Source organism: Pedobacter yulinensis, from assembly GCF_003029735.1.
GTDB lineage: Bacteria > Bacteroidota > Bacteroidia > Sphingobacteriales > Sphingobacteriaceae > Pedobacter > Pedobacter yulinensis.
In genome coordinates, this window is sequence record NZ_KZ686273.1 from 56,339 (window position 1) to 74,454 (window position 18,116).

The window sequence follows — 18,116 nt, forward strand, 5'->3', positions numbered from 1 at the left end:
CAGCAACACATGAAAACAAAAATATCAATACGCCTGAGCCTGGCTTTTACCCTGCTTCTGGCTCTGGGATCCTGCAATAAACTTGAGATCAAACCGACGGATATTATTGATCCGGAGCGGGGGTTCAGGAACCTCAATGATGTAAATATGGGTCTCATCGGCGTGTATGCGCTTGTAGACAACAGCCTGATGACGATCAACTCGACCGTATCAGACGAGGCAACCTTCCCGGTCGAAAATACCGTTGGCAACAGCGATGCGTTCAGGTGGCTTTACAATGCCTCAAGCGGTTCAGTTACCTCGCTTTACTATACCTATTACCGTGCCATCGACCGCAGCAATCGGGCGCTGGCGGGCCTGAGTGCGCTTACCGTCAATCCGGCCGAGACAGCCACGGCCAACCGGTACAGGGGTGAATTGCTGGCCCTCCGTGCTTTTCTCCACTTCGAGCTGCTGCGCGCCTATGCATCCGCCTATCAGCCCGGCGCAATGGGCGTACCCTATATGCTCGAATCTAAGATCGACTATCCTGAGCGCAATAGCTTTGAAAGTGTGGTTACGCTGGCTAAGGCCGACCTGGCGGCAGCAAAGTTGTTGCTGCCTGCAACCCAGACTGACAAGACCAGGATGAGCAGACTGGCCGTTACAGCCATTCAGGCTCGACTGGCGCTGTATGAGAAAAATTGGAATGATGCGATTACTTATGCCAGCGAAGCGATCGCGGCACTTCCGCTTGCTACCAAGGCACAGTTTCCCGGGCTCTGGACCGACGCCAATGACAGCGAGGTGATCTGGAAAATGAAGCGTGTTGGAACCACAGATAGCAGAGCCGGCGACTTTTATTACAGGCAAATAGGTGATATCGTGCTGTATGCGCCGGCATTTAAACTCATCAATACCTTTGATGCCGCTAGTGACCTTCGGTATCCGGCTTATATCCTGTTCGATGCAGGTCGCGCCGGGGTTAAATCTAAATACCTTGTTAAAAAATATATAGGCGGTACGGCCAGTGCACCCGGGCTTACCGACATTAAAATGTTCCGCACCGGGGAGATGTACCTGATCAGGGCGGAGGCGCGTGCAGAAGCAGGTGGCGATGCTGCCGGCGATCTGAACACCTTGCGTGCCGCCCGCATTAACAACTATGTCAATGCTTCGTTCCCGGACAAAAACTCGCTGATCGAGGCCATTTACCTGGAGCGTTACAAGGAACTGGCTTTCGAAGGACACCGCTTTTTTGACCTCCGCAGACGCAACCTGCCGGTTGAGCGGCTCGCTGCCGATGCTGCAAACGCATCGGGTGCCGTTCTCCTGCAAACCACACAGGCACAATATGCCTTGCCGATCCCCTTGCAGGAAACACAGATCAATAAAAACACCAAACAAAACCCAAACTATTAGATGAGAAAGCTCCTGACCTTTTTATGCTGTATCGCCTTCTCTGCATCGGTTTGCGGCTGCAGTAAGACGGCGACAAACGCGCCGGACGGGCCACCGCCGGGAGCCGGGCAGGTAAACAGACGGCCCGCATCTCTAGGTGTGGCCGGCGATACAGCTAATGTAAACGCGCCGGTACAGGGAGGCCTGGTACTCATGGGCGGGGGAGCCGATGTGGCAGCGGCATTTAAATGGATGATTGCACGGAGCGGGGGCGGAGATGTGGTCATAATCCGGGCAAGCGGCACCGACGCATACAACTCTTATGTAAACGACCTGGGTCAGGTAAACTCAGTGGAGACATTGAAAATAGACAGCCGGCAGCTTGCCGATAATGACAGTGTCGCCTACATCATCAGGAATGCGGAGATGTTGTTCATTGCCGGTGGAGACCAGTCCAATTACATGGATTACTGGAAGAACACCAAAACAGCTGCAGCCATCAATTACCTGCTGAATGTGAAAAAGGCACCTGTTGGTGGCACCAGTGCCGGATGCGCCATTCTCGGCGCCGCTTATTTCAGCGGTGAAAAAGGCAGCGCTGTCTCTGCCGATGTTTTGAAAAATCCGTATGATGAGACCGTTGCGCTTTGGCGCAACGACTTTCTTGAGGCGCCTTTTCTGCATCAGGTGATCACCGACCAGCATTTCCTGGCCCGCAGCAGGGAGGGCCGGCTGCTTACCTTCCTGGCACGCGCCAGTAAAGACTGGGCCATGCTGGCCAAAGGAATTGCCGCAGACGAACGGACGGCCGTATGCATCGACCAGGCCGGCCTCGCCCGGGTGTATGGCAGCAGCAAGGCTTACTTTGTGCTGCCGGAAGCATCGAAACTCCCCGAGCAGGTTGTGCCCGGATTGCCGCTGAAATGGGACCACAACGGAAAGGCAGTGCGGGTTTACGAGATCGCGGGCACGACCGAAGGAAATGGTATATTTGATGTAGCCACATTCAATATAGAAAAAGCCGCCGGCGGGGCCTGGTATTGGTGGAGCGTCTCAGACGCAGAACTTCATAAACAACAACAACAATAACCTTTCAATGAAAAAGATGAGTTTAATGTTCCTGCTGCTGGCCCTGGGCTCTGCAGCACTTGCGCAGGAAAAATACGCTATGGTTATTCACGGCGGTGCAGGAACAATTTTGAAAAAAAATATGACCGCCGAAAAGGAGGCTGCCTACAAGGCGGTCCTGACGCAGGCACTTCAGACGGGGTATAACCTGTTAAAGTCTGGTAGATCCAGCCTGGACGCCGTTGAGGCGACTATCCATGTCATGGAAGATTCGCCGTTGTTTAATGCCGGCAAAGGTGCCGTTTTTACGCATGACGGGCGCAATGAGATGGACGCGGCCATCATGGACGGCAAAACGCAGGCGGCCGGTTCGGTGGCCGGTGTTACCGTGATCCGCAACCCGATCAGTGCGGCCCGCGCAGTCATGGAGAAATCGGAACATGTCATGATGGTTGGGCCGGGAGCCGAAAAATTTGCTAAAGCAGCCGGCCTGCAGATCGTGAATCCAAAATATTTCTGGACAAAAGAGCGCTGGGAGGGCCTTCAAAAGGCGATCAGGGAAGATGCACAAAAAAGCGTGCTCGACCATGGCAGCAAAAAGTCGATGAAAATGGGTACCGTGAACAAAGACTACAAATTCGGAACCGTGGGGGCGGTGGCGCTTGATCTGGCCGGCAACCTGGCTGCAGGCACCTCTACCGGCGGCATGACCAATAAAAAATACGGCAGGGTAGGCGATGCGCCGATCATTGGCGCCGGTACGTATGCCAATAATGCCACTGTTGGCATTTCCTGCACGGGCTGGGGCGAGTTTTATATTCGTAATGTCGTTGCGCACGACATTTCGGCCATGATGGAGTACAAAGGCATGACGGTCGATGCGGCTGCCAAAGCAGCGATCGAAAAGGTTGGAAAAATGGGTGGCGACGGCGGTCTAATCGCACTGGACCGGGAAGGGAACGTGAGTATGCCTTTCAACACCGAAGGAATGTACCGTGGCACAGTTGCAAGAGATGGAAAGATACAAGTTGAAATTTATAAATAGGCTGCGGCCGGCGGCGCTATTGGTGGCGCTCCTACTGGTTGCTGCCTTGCCGGCAGCTTCCAGGCAAGGCAAAACGCCTTCGGGTAAGGGGAAGTTGTTTATTATTGGCGGGGGTGAGCGTTCAGACGCATTGATGGCGCGCATGGTCAAGGCTGCAAACCTCGGGCCAGCCGACTATGTCATCGTGCTGCCCATGGCGAGCGAACAGCCCGATACCGGCTTTAAGTATGTAGGGGCGCAGCTGGCCCGGCAAGTTAGCCAGAAGATCAGAATGTTTGATTTTTCCAAACATGATGTGAACGATTCCCGCTGGATCGATTCGCTTGCCGGGGCGCGGCTGATCTACATTCTCGGTGGCGACCAAAACCGCTTCATGAAGGTCGTTTCCGGAACACCGGTGTTCAAAGCCATTCATCGGGCATTTGCCAATGGCGCCATGGTAGCCGGCACGAGTGCCGGCGCTGCGGTGATGAGCCGGTACATGATTACAGGGCAACAACTGCTTGAAAAGAATTACAGGGAAACTTTTGATCGCCTTCACAAGGACAATGTGGCTTTTGCCGAAGGGCTTGGCCTCTTGCAGCACACGATTATCGACCAGCATTTTATCCGGCGCAGCCGCTACAACCGGCTCATCTCGGCCCTTGCCGAACATCCCGGCTACATTGCCGTGGGCATAGATGAAAGTACGGCCATCCTGGTACAGGGCGACCGGGCAGAGGTGGTTGGCGAGAGCCAGGTGCTGCGCTTTGCACGACCCGCTAACCTGAAAGTCCGGGCCGGGAAACTGTTATCATTCAGCGACCTGCAATTTGGTCTTTACACAGATGGTGATGTCTTCAAGTTAAAACCCTGAGGTCCTGTTCCAATACCTGAAATTCCTGAATACGCCTCAATAAACCCTGAAGCGGGACTGCACCTGAGGTGCGTCTCGCTTTAATTTTTCGGGTTATTTGTTTATCATCGCAGATGAAATCTATTTTGTCCAACCTTACCTTTCAGGTGCTGACGGCTATCGTGATAGGTATTGCTGTTGGCGCGTTTTTCCCGGGCTTCTCTGCGCATGCCCGGCTCATCAGCCAGAGTTTCATCAACATGATCACCATGCTGATCGCACCCATTATTTTCCTGACCATTGTGCTCGGTATTGCACACATGGGCGACATGAGAAAGGTGGGCAGGGTCGGGGGCAAGGCGCTGCTCTACTTCGAGATCGTGACTACGCTGGCCATTGCCATCGGACTTGTCGTAGCCAATCTGCTTCAGCCAGGCAAGGGCATAAAGGCCGCAGGCGGCGATGTGGGCAAGGTACGGGAATACGCCAAACAGGCAGCGGGAATAGATTGGGCCGAGTTTTTTGCACACATTATTCCGCATAATATCTTCGAATCGTTCACAAAGGGTGATATTCTGCAGATCCTGTTTTTTGCCATTCTTTTTGGCTACGGGCTGAACAAGGTGGGCGAGCCGGGGCAGTCGCTGATCTCGACCTTTGAAAAGATATCAAAGGTGCTGTTCAACATCATGAAAGTAGTGATGCGGTTTGCACCCATTGGCGCATTCGGCGGCATGGCTTACAGCGTGAGCACCTATGGTTTATCGACCCTGCTGCCTATGGCAAAACTGATGGGCGCGGTTTACCTGACCTGCCTGTTGTTTATTTTTGTGGTTCTGGGCCTGATCTGCCGCATGTACAAATTCAGTTTGTGGAAATACCTCCGGTATATTCGTCAGGAAATACTCATCGTGCTGGGTACCTCGTCTTCAGAATCAGTGTTGCCGAACATGATGCAGAAAATGGAACAGATCGGCTGCAGCAAATCGGTTGTTGGGCTGGTCATCCCGACAGGGTATTCATTCAACCTGGATGGCACGGCCATTTACCTGTCTATGGCAGTAATTTTCCTGACGCAGGTTTTTAACATTGAGCTGAGCACAGGGCAACAGCTTTCCATTATGGCGGTGCTGATGATCACCTCAAAGGGAGCTGCGGGTGTTACCGGAAGCGGTTTTATTGTCCTCACTTCGACCATTGTGGCACTGAAGATCATGCCGGTCGAGCACATCGCCATCCTGCTCGGCGTAGATCGCTTTATGTCTGAAGCCCGCGCCATTACCAACATGATCGGTAACGGAATTGCGACAATCGTTATTGCCAAGAGCGAAAAGGAGTTTGACCAGGAAAAGTACCTGGCGGCTACAGCAAAGGCGCAAATTGCGACCATAGACGGCTAAGCAGCAGCAGCCCCGCCCGACCCGGCTATTCAGCCTTTTTTAGTTTGACATTATTACCAATAATAGTAGCTTTGCAGCAAATAAAAAACAAGATACATGAGCGTTTTAGTAAATAAAGATTCTAAAGTCATAGTTCAGGGCTTTACCGGTAATGAAGGTACCTACCATGCTACCCAGATGATTGAATACGGAACCAATGTTGTAGGCGGTGTTACTCCGGGTAAAGGCGGACAAAGCCACCTCGATAAGCCGGTATTCAACACGGTGAAAGATGCTGTCTCGAAAACTGGCGCGAATGTGTCGATTATTTTTGTTCCGCCGGCTTTTGCTGCAGATGCCATCATGGAAGCTGCTGAAGGCGGGATCAAAGTGATTGTTTGTATTACCGAAGGGATCCCGACAAAAGATATGATCCTCGTTAAAGAATACCTTGCCGACAAGGATGTTCGCCTGATTGGTCCGAACTGTCCGGGTATCATCACTGCAGATGAAGCGAAAATCGGTATCATGCCGGGTTTCATCTTTAAAAAAGGCAATGTAGGTGTGGTTTCAAAATCAGGAACGCTGACCTACGAGGCGGTTGACCAGGTGGTTAAAGCCGGGCTTGGCATTACAACGGCCATTGGCATAGGCGGCGACCCGATTATCGGCACCACGACCAAACAGGCTGTAGAACTCCTGATGAACGATCCTGAAACAGAAGGCATCATCATGATCGGTGAAATTGGCGGCGGCATGGAAGCAGAAGCCGCGCACTGGATCAAGGCGCACGGTACCAAACCGGTTGTCGGGTTCATTGCCGGACAAACGGCGCCTCCGGGACGCCGTATGGGCCATGCGGGTGCGATTGTTGGCGGCGCGGACGATACGGCAGCGGCGAAGATGAAAATTATGGCGGAGTGCGGAATCCGTGTAGTGGAAAGCCCTGCAGAAATTGGCCAGGCCATGGCAGAGGAACTGAAAAAGTAATCTCAGATCACAATATTAAGAGCCGGTGCCAAAACACCGGCTTTTTTTGTGGCCCGCTGAGTTTTTCTGCCTGTAGCGATGCGGTGCCTTCTCCGCGAGGTATGTGTTGCCGCGAACATTACATTTGACTGATCATCTGCGGCGGCCGGTATTACGTATATCCTGATGCCGGCAAAAAAATGGCTTTCGCTTTACCTGCTAATCCGCAGGGCATGCGTAGATTTGACATAGTTGCCAGATGCTGGGCGAAACAGATTTGACACCAAAACGTTATCAAATGAAGATGAATTATTTTCTTGCCCTGCTCCTGGTCGGCTCGGCAAGTGTGTTCACAGCCTGCGCACAGAAAAAGCAGAAAGAAGAGACAACAAGAAAGGAAACCAATAAAATGGGATGGAACGAACTCAGCCCGGAAGAAGCCCGGGTCATTGTAAACAAAGGTACAGAATACCCGGGAACCGGTACATTACTGAACAACAAAGAAAAAGGTACCTACACCTGTAAGCGCTGTAATGCAGCATTGTACCGATCAGAATCAAAATTTGATTCCCATTGTGGCTGGCCAAGCTTTGATGATGAGATCAAAGGAGCAGTGAAACGCCTGCCCGATCCTGACGGCAGCCGTACAGAGATTGTCTGTGCAAATTGCGGCGGCCACCTGGGGCACGTATTTTTAGGCGAGGGCTTTACTTCTAAAGACACCAGGCACTGTGTCAATTCGATCTCAATGAACTTTGTGCCCGATAAAAAGCAACAATAAAACCAGGCCTCCTCTCAGGGAGGCCTTTTTTTACAGGGTTTCCCTGATTTTTTTCGAGTTCCCGACTACCCAGACGATATCGCCGTTGTCAAATACAAAATCAGACTGGGGGTTCAGGATGCGCTGGTCGCCGCGCTCGATACCCACAACCAGCGCATTTGCTTTTTCCCGGATACCGGCATTGCGAATGGACTGGCCGTAAACCGCCGACTGGCTGCTTATAACGATCTTTTGAAGTGTCATGTCTGACTTCGGATATTCCGCATCGCCGGTTGTTTCATTTTCAAGGTACTGCTGAAAAGCGGCCAGCTGTTCGTCTGTACCAATTACTGAAAGTTTATCTGCGGGAAAAAGCCGCTCGTCTTTACCTGGCGTCGGGATCATCGTATTGCCTCTTTCGATCAGCGCGATATTGATACCGAATTTTTCTCTGATTGACAGTTCGATCAGCGTTTTTCCCAGCATGGGGGAGGCAGAGGGAACGGTCATCTCGGCCAGGTGCATGTCCCAGGGTAAAATTTCCGGCTTGTTGCGCTGGTTATCCCGGGCATTCAGGTTGTGCAGAAAACGCGATTCAAGCTTGTCATAAAAAGCCTGTAGCCGGCGTTGAAACACCACGATGACCAGAACGGTAAGCAGCAGCGCGATCATGGCAGCAACCCAGGTGCTGAAAAATTCATACATCAGGAAGCCGACAAAAAACACTGCCAGCAGCACGCGGAAAACTTCGAGCGCCACGAGGGGCCCCCGTGTATATTTTTTGTTCAACCACAGGTGCGAATACGCATTTTTCTGAATGCGCCTGATGGCCAGAGCCCAGAGAAATGGTGCCAGGAGCATCAGCGCAAGCACCACGCTCAGGATATTTCCATTCAGTCCGTTTACAATATTTTTTGTTACGAAAGGCTGCAGGTACCGGGCTGAAGCCAGGATAATGGCGATAGACAGCACAGAGTGGATAACCGTGTTAAAGGCATACGCCCGGAGCAGCACCTTCCAGTCGCTCAGGCGTGTTATCCCTTCGGTTCCGGTGCTGTACCGGCTTATGGCGGCGGTCCAGCGGGTGGGCAGGATGCGGTTCAGAAAATGATAAAACGGCTCTGAAAGTTTGATCAGGTAGGGGGTGGTGAAAGTGGTAATGGCCGATGCAGCAACGGCTATGGGGTAAAGGAAGTCGCTTGTTACTTTCAGCGAAACTCCCAGCGTGGCAATAATAAAAGAAAATTCGCCAATCTGGGCCAGGCTCATGCCCGTTTGTATGGAGGTCTTAAGCGGCTGGCCAGACAAAAGGGCGCCAAGCGACGAACTGATAAATTTACCGGAAACGGTGACAAGCGTGACAACCAGGATAGGCATGGCGTAGTCGACCAGGATGCTGGGGTTGATCATCATGCCCACAGAAACGAAAAAAATGGCAGCAAAAAGGTCTTTAACCGATTTGGTCAGGTGTTCAATCTTCTCGGCCTGTGTGGTCTCGGCCAGGATCGAGCCCATAATGAAGGCGCCCAGCGCGGGCGAAAAGCCAACTTTTACGGCCAGTAACACCATGATCAGGCAAAGTGCAAGCGAAACCACGAGCATCGTCTCGTCGTTCATGAGTTTGCGTGTGGCACGCAGAAAAGTGGGCACAAGGAAGATGCCGCCTAAGAACCACAACACCAGGAAAAAACCCAGTTTTAAGATCGAAACCAGCATTTCAGTACCAGCGGCCTGCTGGCTTAAGGCAAGGGTAGAAAGCAAGACCAGCAGCAGGATTGCCACCAGGTCCTCGACAATGAGAACGCCGAAGACGAGTCCGGCGAACTTTTTATGCTTAACGCCCAGTTCCTCAAATGCCCTGATGATGATCGTCGTAGAAGAAACCGACAGGATTCCGCCCAGGAAAATGCTGTCCATGGTAGACCAGCCCATCGCCTGCCCTGCCAGGTAACCGGCAAGAAGCATAAAAACGACCTCGACAATGGCTGTTACAGAGGCTGTGCCACCAACTTTGACGAGTTTCTTAAAACTAAATTCGAGGCCCAGGCTGAACAGCAGAAAGATGACACCGATCTCGGCCCAGATGGTAATGCTTTTCTGATCGGTAACGGTCGGGATAAATTTGAAATGCGGGCCTACCAGCATTCCTGCCAGGATATAACCAAGTACCAGGGGTTGCCGGATGCGTTTAAAGACAAGTGTCGTGACACCCGCCGCGGCGAGAATCAGTCCAAGATCGGCAATCAGTTCTGGTAAGTGAATCATAGCGTAACAGGAAGTTTCGTGTGCAAAAAAGAACCGTGCAAGCGACGGCCGTGTGTCCCGACAGAACCGGGTTTTGCCGTAAATATAACGAAAATGACCGAACTGCCGCCGTGTCGCCGGTGTTTTAAGGGCTGGAACAGCCCACTCCGGCGCAGGTCTGACATTGAAATGAGCAAAACAACCGCAGGGAAAGCGGGTGGATTGATATCCTTCCTCGCGGCATTTTAGAGGTTTCCCGAGCGGAAAAAATCGAGCGTTGCGGCTTTGTCTGCATGCAGCTGCAGCGTTAGTGCTTCAAGGCCGGTGAATTTAACGTCGTGGCGCAGAAATTTGAGAAAGTTCATGCGGATGCGCTGTCCGTAGATCTCCCGCTCAAAATCGAAGATGTTTACTTCGATATTTCTGGTCATGCCGTTAATGGTGGGCCGCTGACCAATGTAGGCCATTCCCTTGTACACTGCCCCGGGTGTTTCGGCTTGTTCTGCCGCTGCACGCGGGATGTGGATCACAGCTTCCGGGTTGCCCGTATCGAACGGGCCGCTCACGTCCATCTCGACCGTCACGGCATAAATCCCGTCGGAAGGAATCAGTTTATAGGTTTCTTCGACGAAAATGTTGGCTGTGGGAAAACCAATGGTACGACCAATTTTGTCGCCTTTTACAACCGGGCCCTCGATCGAAAATGGGTATCCCAGATAGGTGGCCGCCAGCGAAACGTTTCCTTCCAGCACTGCGTTCCTGATCTTGGTAGAGCTGACAGCCACATCGTTAATGTCCTGTTCGCCGATCTCCTCGACCGTAAAGCCATAGGTCTGCGCACAAGCCTGCAATTCGGGCAGACTGCCTTGCCGGTCTTTACCAAACCGGTGGTCATAGCCGATAATGATGTGACGGGTACCGATGGTGTTGACCAGGATATGCTCGATGTATTGCTGTGGGCTCAGGTTCGAAAAATCGCGGGTAAAAGGGGTAATGATCAGGTGGTCTACGCCAAGTTCTGCAAGCATCCTGGCTTTTTCGGCCAGCGTGTTGATCATTTTCAGGTCCTGGTTTTCGGGATCAATGATCATCCGCGGATGCGGAAAAAAGGTAAGCAGTACGCTTTCCCCGCCTTGCGCGGCTGCCCGTTCGCAAAGCTGCCGGATGATCTTCTGGTGGCCGAAGTGTACGCCGTCAAAAGTGCCAATTGTGACTACCGCATGCGGGAGTTTCTGGAACTGGGAAAGCTGGTTATATATTTTCATGGTTAAAATGCTGAGGCAGGATGCCCGGTTTAATGGAACACATGGCGTTTGACCACACCGCCCTTCAGGTCGGCGATCTGCTGCTGTACCACAAAAGCTTCGGGATCGATCTGCCGGATCTCGGACTGAAGTTTACCCATTTCGAGTTTGGTGACCACAGTAAAAACAATATCGATCTCCTTCTGTTCGCCGTAACCGCCCTCACCCTTGTAAATCGTTACGCCGCGTTTCATATCGTTGATAATAAAAGATTTGATCTCTTCCTTATGCTCAGAAATGATGGTGACACCGGTATATTGCTCCAGGCCATTTACGATAAAGTCTACCGTGTTTGAAGCCGACAGGTATGTTAAAATGGCGTATAGCGCGGTCTCGATGTTGAGAAAGATGGCCGCAAATCCGAAGATAACGATGTTCAGCCCCAGGATGATATTGCCCACGGTGAGCATGCTGTTTTTGCTGATGTACAGCGCCAGCACCTCGGTACCGTCAATAACGCAGCCGCCACGCATGGCCAGGCCAATGCCGCCTCCCAAAAAAAAGCCACCAAAAAAGGCGATCAGCAAGGGATCATGCGTAATTGACCTGAAAGGCACAACCAGCAGCGAAACGGCAAGCGCAGCAATCGCAATGCTGGTCTTGATGGCAAAGCCTTTTCCAATTTGCCGGTAGCCCAGAATAACAAAAGGAATATTGATGATAATGATCAGGTAAGACAGCTTCATCTGCGTCAGGGTACTGATGAGCAGCGAAATGCCGGTAACGCCGCCGTCTATGAACTCATTGGGAATAAGAAAGCTTTTCAGGCCGAAGCTGGCCGATGCAATGCCGGCCATGATGAGCAGCAGCTCTTTCAGGTAGCGGGTCTTCTTGTTTTTTATATGGCTATGCATAAATTAATCGCATGTTTCATGGCCTTATTGAATTGCCGGAGGCTGTTCTGCAGCTTCGCGCTGCGCACGCAGGTGCTGAACCAGGTCCATCACCTCGATGGCGTTTTCCAGCAGAAAGTCGCCGCTCCGCGTACGGGTCAGGGCAGAAAGATAAGCCCCGTTGTTAAGTGCCCTGCCAAAATCAGAGACCAGCGACCGGATATAGGTGCCCTTGCTGCACACCACCCTGAAATCAACTTCAGGCAGGGCGGTTCTCGTAATTTCGAAGACGGAAACCGTTACATGGCGTGGCCGCAATTCGGTTTCTTCGCCGCGCCTGGCCCGCATGTAGAGCCGTTCGCCATTGACTTTTACGGCAGAATGGGCCGGCGGGTACTGGACAATGGCTCCGGTAAAAGGTGCCACCGCTGCACGGATGTCTGCTTCCGTGAGCCCCTCTAAAGAAAATTCCTGGTCTATGGCCGTTTCCAGATCAAAAGAAGGGGTTGTAGCGCCGAGCACCATTGTTCCGGTATATTCTTTTTCCTGGGCCTGGAAGGTATCGATCTGTTTGGTCAGTTTTCCTGTACAGATCAAAAGCAGGCCGGTAGCGAGCGGGTCGAGTGTGCCTGCATGGCCAACCTTAAGTTTTGCGGGCTTCATGGCCGCACGGATCTTGTTCACCACATCAAAAGAGGTCCACCGGTACGGTTTGTTGATCAGGAGCATTTCGCCCGCGGCAAAATCAAAGTCTGGAAAGGTAAGGGGTTTCTCTTCGCTCAAAATCCTTTTTTTTGCGCAAAGGTAGGTATTAATTTACATCTATCTTATAACCCGACAGAAACAGCGCCAGGATGACAATACCCAGGATGATGCGGTACCAGCCAAACACCCTGAAACCATGTTTCGTCAGAAAACTGATAAATGATTTGATGGCGATGATGGCAACGATGAATGCAACGACGTTCCCCACCAGCAAGAGTTTAACGTTTTCAGCATTGAGCAGGTGATAACCTTTAAGCAGTTTATAGCCCGTTGCCGCGCACATAGTGGGCACGGCAAGGAAAAACGAAAATTCGGCTGCTGCGGCTTTGCTGAGTTTCTGGCTCATGCCCCCAATAATGGTGGCGGCGCTGCGGCTCAGGCCCGGAAAAACAACGGCAAGTACCTGGAAAAAACCGATCTTTAAGGCCATGCCATTGCTGATGGCGCGCTCGTCCGTAATCTCGGGCTTTTTAAACCAGCGGTCTATAAACAAAAGCAGGACCCCGCCTGCAAACAATACACTTGCAATAAACACCGGGTTGCCAAGCGTGCTGTCAATAAAATCGTTCAGAAGAAAACCGAACACAAGTGCAGGGATCACAGCGATCAGGAGTTTCAGGTAAAATTTCCAGTCGCTGAAGTTGAAGAATTTTTTCCAGTAGATGACCACCACAGCCAGGATGGCGCCGAGTTGAATGGCTACCTCGAACAGTTTTACAAATTCATCGTTGCCGATACCCATCAGTGCCGAGGCGATGGCCATATGGCCAGTTGACGAAACAGGCAAAAACTCGGTCAGACCCTCGATAACAGCGAGGATGAACGCTTCAAAATAATTCATGCCGGTGCCTATTTTTTAAGCACTGCGTAAACGCCAAAACCAAAACCCAGCAGGACAACCAGCGGTGCAATCAACGTTTTCCGGGTGTCGTAAATATCGGTCGTGCCCATCATCAGCACAAAGCCGAGTGCAACGATAGCGATGCTGATCAGCAGCAGCTGGTAGTTTTTCTTTGTAAACACCAGTTCGTTGCCGGTTTCCTGGTTTGCGGATGGTTGTTTTTTATCTGCCATTATCTGTAAAGGTCATAGATTTTTAAGCGCAGGTATCTGCTCACTGCAAAATACGTACTGATGCCGGTTATAAAAATTCCGATGCAGATCAGTGCAAGGAAAACGATGCCGAACTCAGTATAATTGCGCAGGATAACAATTTCAGGTATTTCTTTCTGGGCGTAAAACAGCACGGCCATCAGGATAATGATGGCAATGAAGGCCGACAGCAAGCCATGCAGCGATGCATAAAGCATGAATGGTTTGCGGATGAAATTTTTTGTCGCACCGACCAGCTGCATGCTTTTGATCAGGAAACGCTGTGAATAGATGGCAAGCCGGATCGTGTTGTTGATCAGCGCCACGGCTATGACAAGCAGGATGACAGCAAAGCCAAGTATGACCAGCCCGATCGCATTGACGTTTTTGTTGACCATATCGATCAGTGAACTCTGGTAAATGACCTCTTTAACGATCGGGTTGTTGGCAATGTTTTTCTTTAGCTTTTCAATGCCCTGGGTATTGGCATATTCGGCTTTCATGTAAACATCTACGGTTGAAAGCAGGGGGTTATAGCCCAGGAAATTCACGAAATCTTCGCCAAGATCCTGTGTCAGGTTCCGGGCAGCGAGCTCTTTATTTACGTATTGCGTTTGCTTGACCGCGGGGTTGGCATTCAGCTCTTTTTGAAACTGCAGCACGTCGGCTTCTTTGGCACCCTCGTCTACGATGATGTTGAGCACAATATTCTCTTTCACATAATTTGAAAGATTTTTAGCATGCACCAGGATCAGTCCCAGCGCGCCAAGCATCAACAGGACTAGTGCTATACTGAAAATGGTGGAAATGTAGATCGTCTTCGTTTTCTTCGATGCGTCACTTACTTCAAATTCTTCCATTTACGTGTCTTCTTTTTGCGAAATTATAAATTATAACCATTAAAGCGCAAAATTAGCGGGTTTATTTGCCCATTGCCGGCACCCGCCCTGGCAGACAGCCCCTATGGGCGCAAGGCTGTACGATTTTGGTATTAAATTCGTTTTAGTAGGAAAAAACTCACCTACCATGAAACAAAAACTTACGCTGATCGCATTTTTTGCACTTTTTCTAACTGGTTTTTCTGCTTGCAAAAAAGAAGAATTTTCAGAAAAACCGCTTAAATACAAAATGTTCGGAAAGTGGCAGGTCGAAAAAATTACGCGGGCTGTAACCGGGCAAGCGCCTGTCACAGAAAACTATAACGCCCCCGGCGACTACATCGACTTTCGTGAAAATGACGATGACGATTTCGAACAGAGCCTGGACGGTGACCGCGCCATCGGCACCTGGACGGTTAATATAGATGATAGTTTTGTGTTGCGTTATTCATTCGGGTCGCTGTCTGCAAAGCTGGACAACATTTCAGAAAGCCGGTTCCAGTTTACCGGCACCACCAGAAACGCACAGGGCCAGACCGAAACGCATACCTATTACTTAAAACGCTAACTTCTAATTCCCTCTATTTGCAGGCGCTGCCGGTGGTTTTCCGGCAGCGCTTTTTTTATTGAACAGCGCCGCGTTTCCCAAAGCAGCGTAATTTCGTTATTTTCGCCACCTGAAAAACGAAAAAATTGTACATGGATTACCAATTTAAAGATATCGAACAAAGGTGGCAGCAATTCTGGGCAGAGAAACAGACCTTCCGCGTAACTGAAGATGCTTCAAAACCCAAGTATTATGTACTCGACATGTTTCCTTACCCTTCAGGTGCAGGCCTGCATGTCGGCCACCCGCTGGGGTACATTGCCTCTGATATCTTTTCCAGGTACAAGCGGTTAAAGGGCTTTAATGTTCTGCACCCGATGGGATACGATTCTTTTGGCCTTCCGGCAGAGCAGTATGCCATACAAACCGGCCAGCACCCTGCCATTACAACAGAGTCAAACATAGCAACCTACAGGCGACAGCTGGACCGGCTCGGCTTTTCCTTTGACTGGAGCCGTGAGGTGCGCACAAGTGATCCGGGTTATTATAAATGGACGCAATGGATTTTCATGCAGCTGTTCAACTCCTGGTACAACCTGGAAACAGACCGGGCAGAGGATATCACTACACTGATTGAGAAATTCAATGCAGCCGGCTCTGCCGGCGTGAAGGCCGTCTGCGATGATGATGTCAGGAATTTCCTGCCCACAGACTGGGCAGCTTTTAGCCAGGATGAGAAACAGGAAGAGCTGCTTAAATACCGGCTTACTTATCTTCGCGAGAGCACGGTGAACTGGTGCGCGGCGCTGGGAACGGTTCTGGCCAATGATGAAGTGAAAGACGGTTTTTCTGAGCGCGGCGGCTACCCGGTCGAACAGAAGAAAATGATGCAATGGAGCATGCGGATCACCGCTTATGCCGAGCGTTTGCTGAAGGGGCTCGACATGATCGACTGGCCGGAACCTGTAAAGGAAATGCAGCGCAATTGGATCGGAAAAAGTACCGGCGCCAGTGTGCGCTTCATGCTTGAAATTCCTGTTGGCGGGCAGTCTTTTATAGAGGTGTTTACCACACGCGTAGATACGATCTATGGCGTGTCTTACCTGGTGCTTGCACCCGAACATGAGCTGGTACCTGCGCTCACGACCGTTGCACAGCGGGAAGAAGTGGAAGCTTATATCGCGCGCACCAGGAAAAAATCAGAACTTGACCGCATGGCCGATACGAAAACCGTATCAGGAGCTTTTACCGGAAGTTATGTGGTAAACCCGGTTAACGGCGAAAAGGTGCCGGTCTGGATTGCAGATTACGTACTGGCAGGTTACGGCACCGGCGCAGTTATGGGCGTGCCAAGCGGCGATCAGCGCGACTGGCTGTTTGCTACGCATTTTAACCTGCCGATTGTGCAGGTCCTGGACGCCCAGGTAAATATCAGGGAACAGGCAGATGCAACAAAAGAGGGGACCTACATCAACTCGGGTATGATCAACGGCATGGTTTACAAAGATGCGGTTTCGTACCTGAACAGCTGGCTTGAGGAAAAAGGACTCGGCAAGGCTAAAATCAATTACCGCATGCGCGACGCTATTTTCGGGCGCCAGCGGTATTGGGGTGAGCCCATTCCTGTCTATTTTAAAGAAGGCCTTCCTTACCTCCTGGCCGAACCAGAGCTCCCGCTTGTATTGCCGGAGATCGATAAATATTTGCCTACCGAAACGGGCGAACCGCCCCTGGGCCGGGCTACCGGGTGGAAACATCAGGGCGGGCATGAATACGAGTTGAGTACCATGCCCGGCTGGGCAGGCTCAAGCTGGTACTGGTACCGCTATATGGACGCCCGCAACCCGGATGCCTTTGCCTCGAAAGCCGCGATAGAGTACTGGCAGGCAGTAGACCTGTACATTGGCGGGTCGGAACACGCCACCGGGCACCTGCTTTACAGCCGGTTCTGGAACAAGTTTCTGAAAGACCTTGGTTATGTGCAGGAAGAGGAGCCGTTCAAAAAACTGATTAACCAGGGTATGATCCAGGGACGCAGCAATTTCGTGTACCGCGTGGTCGATGCCGATGGGCGGGGCACCAATACTTTCGTTTCTGCCGGACTGAGAAACGGGTACCAGACATCGGCCATTCATGTCGATGTAAACATTGTAAACAACGATGTGCTCGACCTGGAGCGTTTTAAAGCCTGGCGGGAAGATTTCCGCGATGCGGAATTTGTTCTCGAAGAGGGTAAATACGTTTGCGGCGTCGAGATCGAAAAGATGTCGAAGTCAAAATACAATGTTGTTAACCCCGACGATCTTATCGAACGTTACGGTGCAGACACGCTGCGCATGTATGAGATGTTCCTCGGTCCGCTCGAGCAAAGCAAACCCTGGAACACCAATGGCATTGAAGGCGTGTTTAAATTTTTGCGGAAATTCTGGCGGTTGTTCCACGACGAAAACTGGAATTTCCAGGTTTCAGACGCACAGCCATCGCCGGCCGAGCTAAAGTCGCTGCACAAGATCATTAAAAAGGTACAGGATGACATTGACCGTTTTTCTTTCAATACGTCGGTTTCCAGTTTTATGATCGCGGTCAATGAGCTGACTGAACTTAAATGCAACAAACGCGCCGTACTGCAGGAGCTTGTGGTCATCCTGTCTCCTTATGCTCCGCATATCTGCGAAGAACTCTGGAGCCTGCTTGGCCATGAAGAAGGCAGCCTGACCCAGGTCAGTTATCCAGAATTCAATCCCGCCTATTTACAGGAGGCCTCGTTCAGTTACCCGATCTCGGTAAACGGCAAGATGAAAATGAACCTGGATATTGCACTTGACCTGAGCCAGCAACAGGTGGAAGAAACCGTTCTGGCAAATGAACAGGTGCAAAAATACCTCGAAGGCCGGCCACACAAGAAGATCATTTTTGTAAAAGGCAAGATCGTTAACATCGTTGTCTGACTGCGGAACAGCTGATAAATAGCGAGGCTGCCTGTTCACCGGGCAGCCTCTGTTGTTCTGAAAGATTTC

16 protein-coding genes are annotated in these 18,116 nt (G+C 51.2%); 9 read left to right on the forward strand and 7 right to left on the reverse strand.

Translation table 11 applies throughout. From position 1 onward, the window contains the following. Nucleotides 1-9 precede the first annotated feature (9 nt). The 7 genes from C7T94_RS18670 (at nt 10) to C7T94_RS18700 (ending at nt 7,457) form a co-directional block, all read left to right on the forward strand. Nucleotides 10-1,401: a RagB/SusD family nutrient uptake outer membrane protein gene (locus C7T94_RS18670; RefSeq protein WP_239495074.1), complete on the forward strand. Its 1,392-nt coding sequence runs from the start codon at nt 10-12 to the stop codon at nt 1,399-1,401. Continuing rightward, a complete protein-coding gene (locus C7T94_RS18675) occupies nt 1,402-2,469 on the forward strand; it encodes a cyanophycinase (RefSeq protein WP_107217534.1) in 1,068 nt (355 codons plus the stop codon). It abuts the gene before it with no gap. 7 nt (nt 2,470-2,476) lie between these two features. Next, on the forward strand, nt 2,477-3,493 hold the full coding sequence (locus tag C7T94_RS18680; RefSeq protein WP_107217535.1) for an isoaspartyl peptidase/L-asparaginase family protein: 1,017 nt from the start codon (nt 2,477-2,479) through the stop codon (nt 3,491-3,493). Then, nucleotides 3,477-4,349 carry a cyanophycinase gene (locus C7T94_RS18685; protein WP_239495075.1) on the forward strand — a complete coding sequence of 291 codons (873 nt, stop codon included), beginning with the start codon at nt 3,477-3,479 and terminating at the stop codon, nt 4,347-4,349. The genes C7T94_RS18680 and C7T94_RS18685 overlap by 17 nt, the downstream gene beginning before the upstream one ends. A 113-nt stretch (nt 4,350-4,462) precedes the next feature. Then, nucleotides 4,463-5,728 (forward strand): C4-dicarboxylate transporter DctA, encoded by a 1,266-nt coding sequence (dctA, locus tag C7T94_RS18690; RefSeq protein ID WP_107217539.1) that lies wholly within the window; start codon nt 4,463-4,465, stop codon nt 5,726-5,728. Between the two features lie 96 nt (nt 5,729-5,824). After that, entirely contained in the window at nt 5,825-6,697 is an 873-nt protein-coding gene (sucD, locus tag C7T94_RS18695) for a succinate--CoA ligase subunit alpha (protein ID WP_107217541.1), read from the forward strand. 283 nt (nt 6,698-6,980) lie between these two features. Then, complete coding sequence (locus C7T94_RS18700; protein WP_394341010.1) at nt 6,981-7,457, forward strand: methionine-R-sulfoxide reductase; 477 nt, start codon at nt 6,981-6,983, stop codon at nt 7,455-7,457. 30 nt (nt 7,458-7,487) lie between these two features. Here the strand turns inward: C7T94_RS18700 and C7T94_RS18705 are convergent, their stop codons facing one another. The 7 genes from C7T94_RS18705 to C7T94_RS18735 form a co-directional block, all read right to left on the reverse strand. Continuing rightward, nucleotides 7,488-9,701 (reverse strand): monovalent cation:proton antiporter family protein, encoded by a 2,214-nt coding sequence (locus tag C7T94_RS18705; RefSeq protein WP_107217543.1) that lies wholly within the window; start codon nt 9,699-9,701, stop codon nt 7,488-7,490. A 224-nt stretch (nt 9,702-9,925) separates the two neighbouring features. Then, the gene (locus C7T94_RS18710; protein WP_107217545.1) at nt 9,926-10,945 is read right to left on the reverse strand and encodes a bifunctional riboflavin kinase/FAD synthetase; all 1,020 of its coding nucleotides are present in this window, start codon (nt 10,943-10,945) and stop codon (nt 9,926-9,928) included. 29 nt (nt 10,946-10,974) lie between these two features. After that, nucleotides 10,975-11,838 carry a YitT family protein gene (locus C7T94_RS18715; RefSeq protein ID WP_107217547.1) on the reverse strand — a complete coding sequence of 288 codons (864 nt, stop codon included), beginning with the start codon at nt 11,836-11,838 and terminating at the stop codon, nt 10,975-10,977. A 24-nt stretch (nt 11,839-11,862) separates the two neighbouring features. Beyond that, on the reverse strand, nt 11,863-12,546 hold the full coding sequence (truB, locus tag C7T94_RS18720) for a tRNA pseudouridine(55) synthase TruB (protein WP_107217657.1): 684 nt from the start codon (nt 12,544-12,546) through the stop codon (nt 11,863-11,865). An 82-nt stretch (nt 12,547-12,628) separates the two neighbouring features. After that, nucleotides 12,629-13,423 (reverse strand): undecaprenyl-diphosphate phosphatase, encoded by a 795-nt coding sequence (locus C7T94_RS18725; RefSeq protein WP_107217549.1) that lies wholly within the window; start codon nt 13,421-13,423, stop codon nt 12,629-12,631. Nucleotides 13,424-13,431: 8 nt separating this feature from the next. After that, the gene (locus C7T94_RS18730; protein WP_107217550.1) at nt 13,432-13,656 is read right to left on the reverse strand and encodes a DUF3098 domain-containing protein; all 225 of its coding nucleotides are present in this window, start codon (nt 13,654-13,656) and stop codon (nt 13,432-13,434) included. Next, nucleotides 13,656-14,534 (reverse strand): cell division protein FtsX, encoded by an 879-nt coding sequence (locus tag C7T94_RS18735; protein ID WP_107217552.1) that lies wholly within the window; start codon nt 14,532-14,534, stop codon nt 13,656-13,658. The genes C7T94_RS18730 and C7T94_RS18735 overlap by 1 nt, the downstream gene beginning before the upstream one ends. A gap of 166 nt (nt 14,535-14,700) precedes the next feature. Here C7T94_RS18735 and C7T94_RS18740 point away from each other — a divergent pair, with 166 nt between their 5' ends. Both C7T94_RS18740 and leuS read left to right on the forward strand, forming a co-directional pair. Then, nucleotides 14,701-15,120: a hypothetical protein gene (locus C7T94_RS18740; RefSeq protein WP_162618763.1), complete on the forward strand. Its 420-nt coding sequence runs from the start codon at nt 14,701-14,703 to the stop codon at nt 15,118-15,120. A gap of 131 nt (nt 15,121-15,251) precedes the next feature. Beyond that, on the forward strand, nt 15,252-18,047 hold the full coding sequence (leuS, locus tag C7T94_RS18745; protein WP_107217556.1) for a leucine--tRNA ligase: 2,796 nt from the start codon (nt 15,252-15,254) through the stop codon (nt 18,045-18,047). Nucleotides 18,048-18,116: the final 69 nt, after the last annotated feature.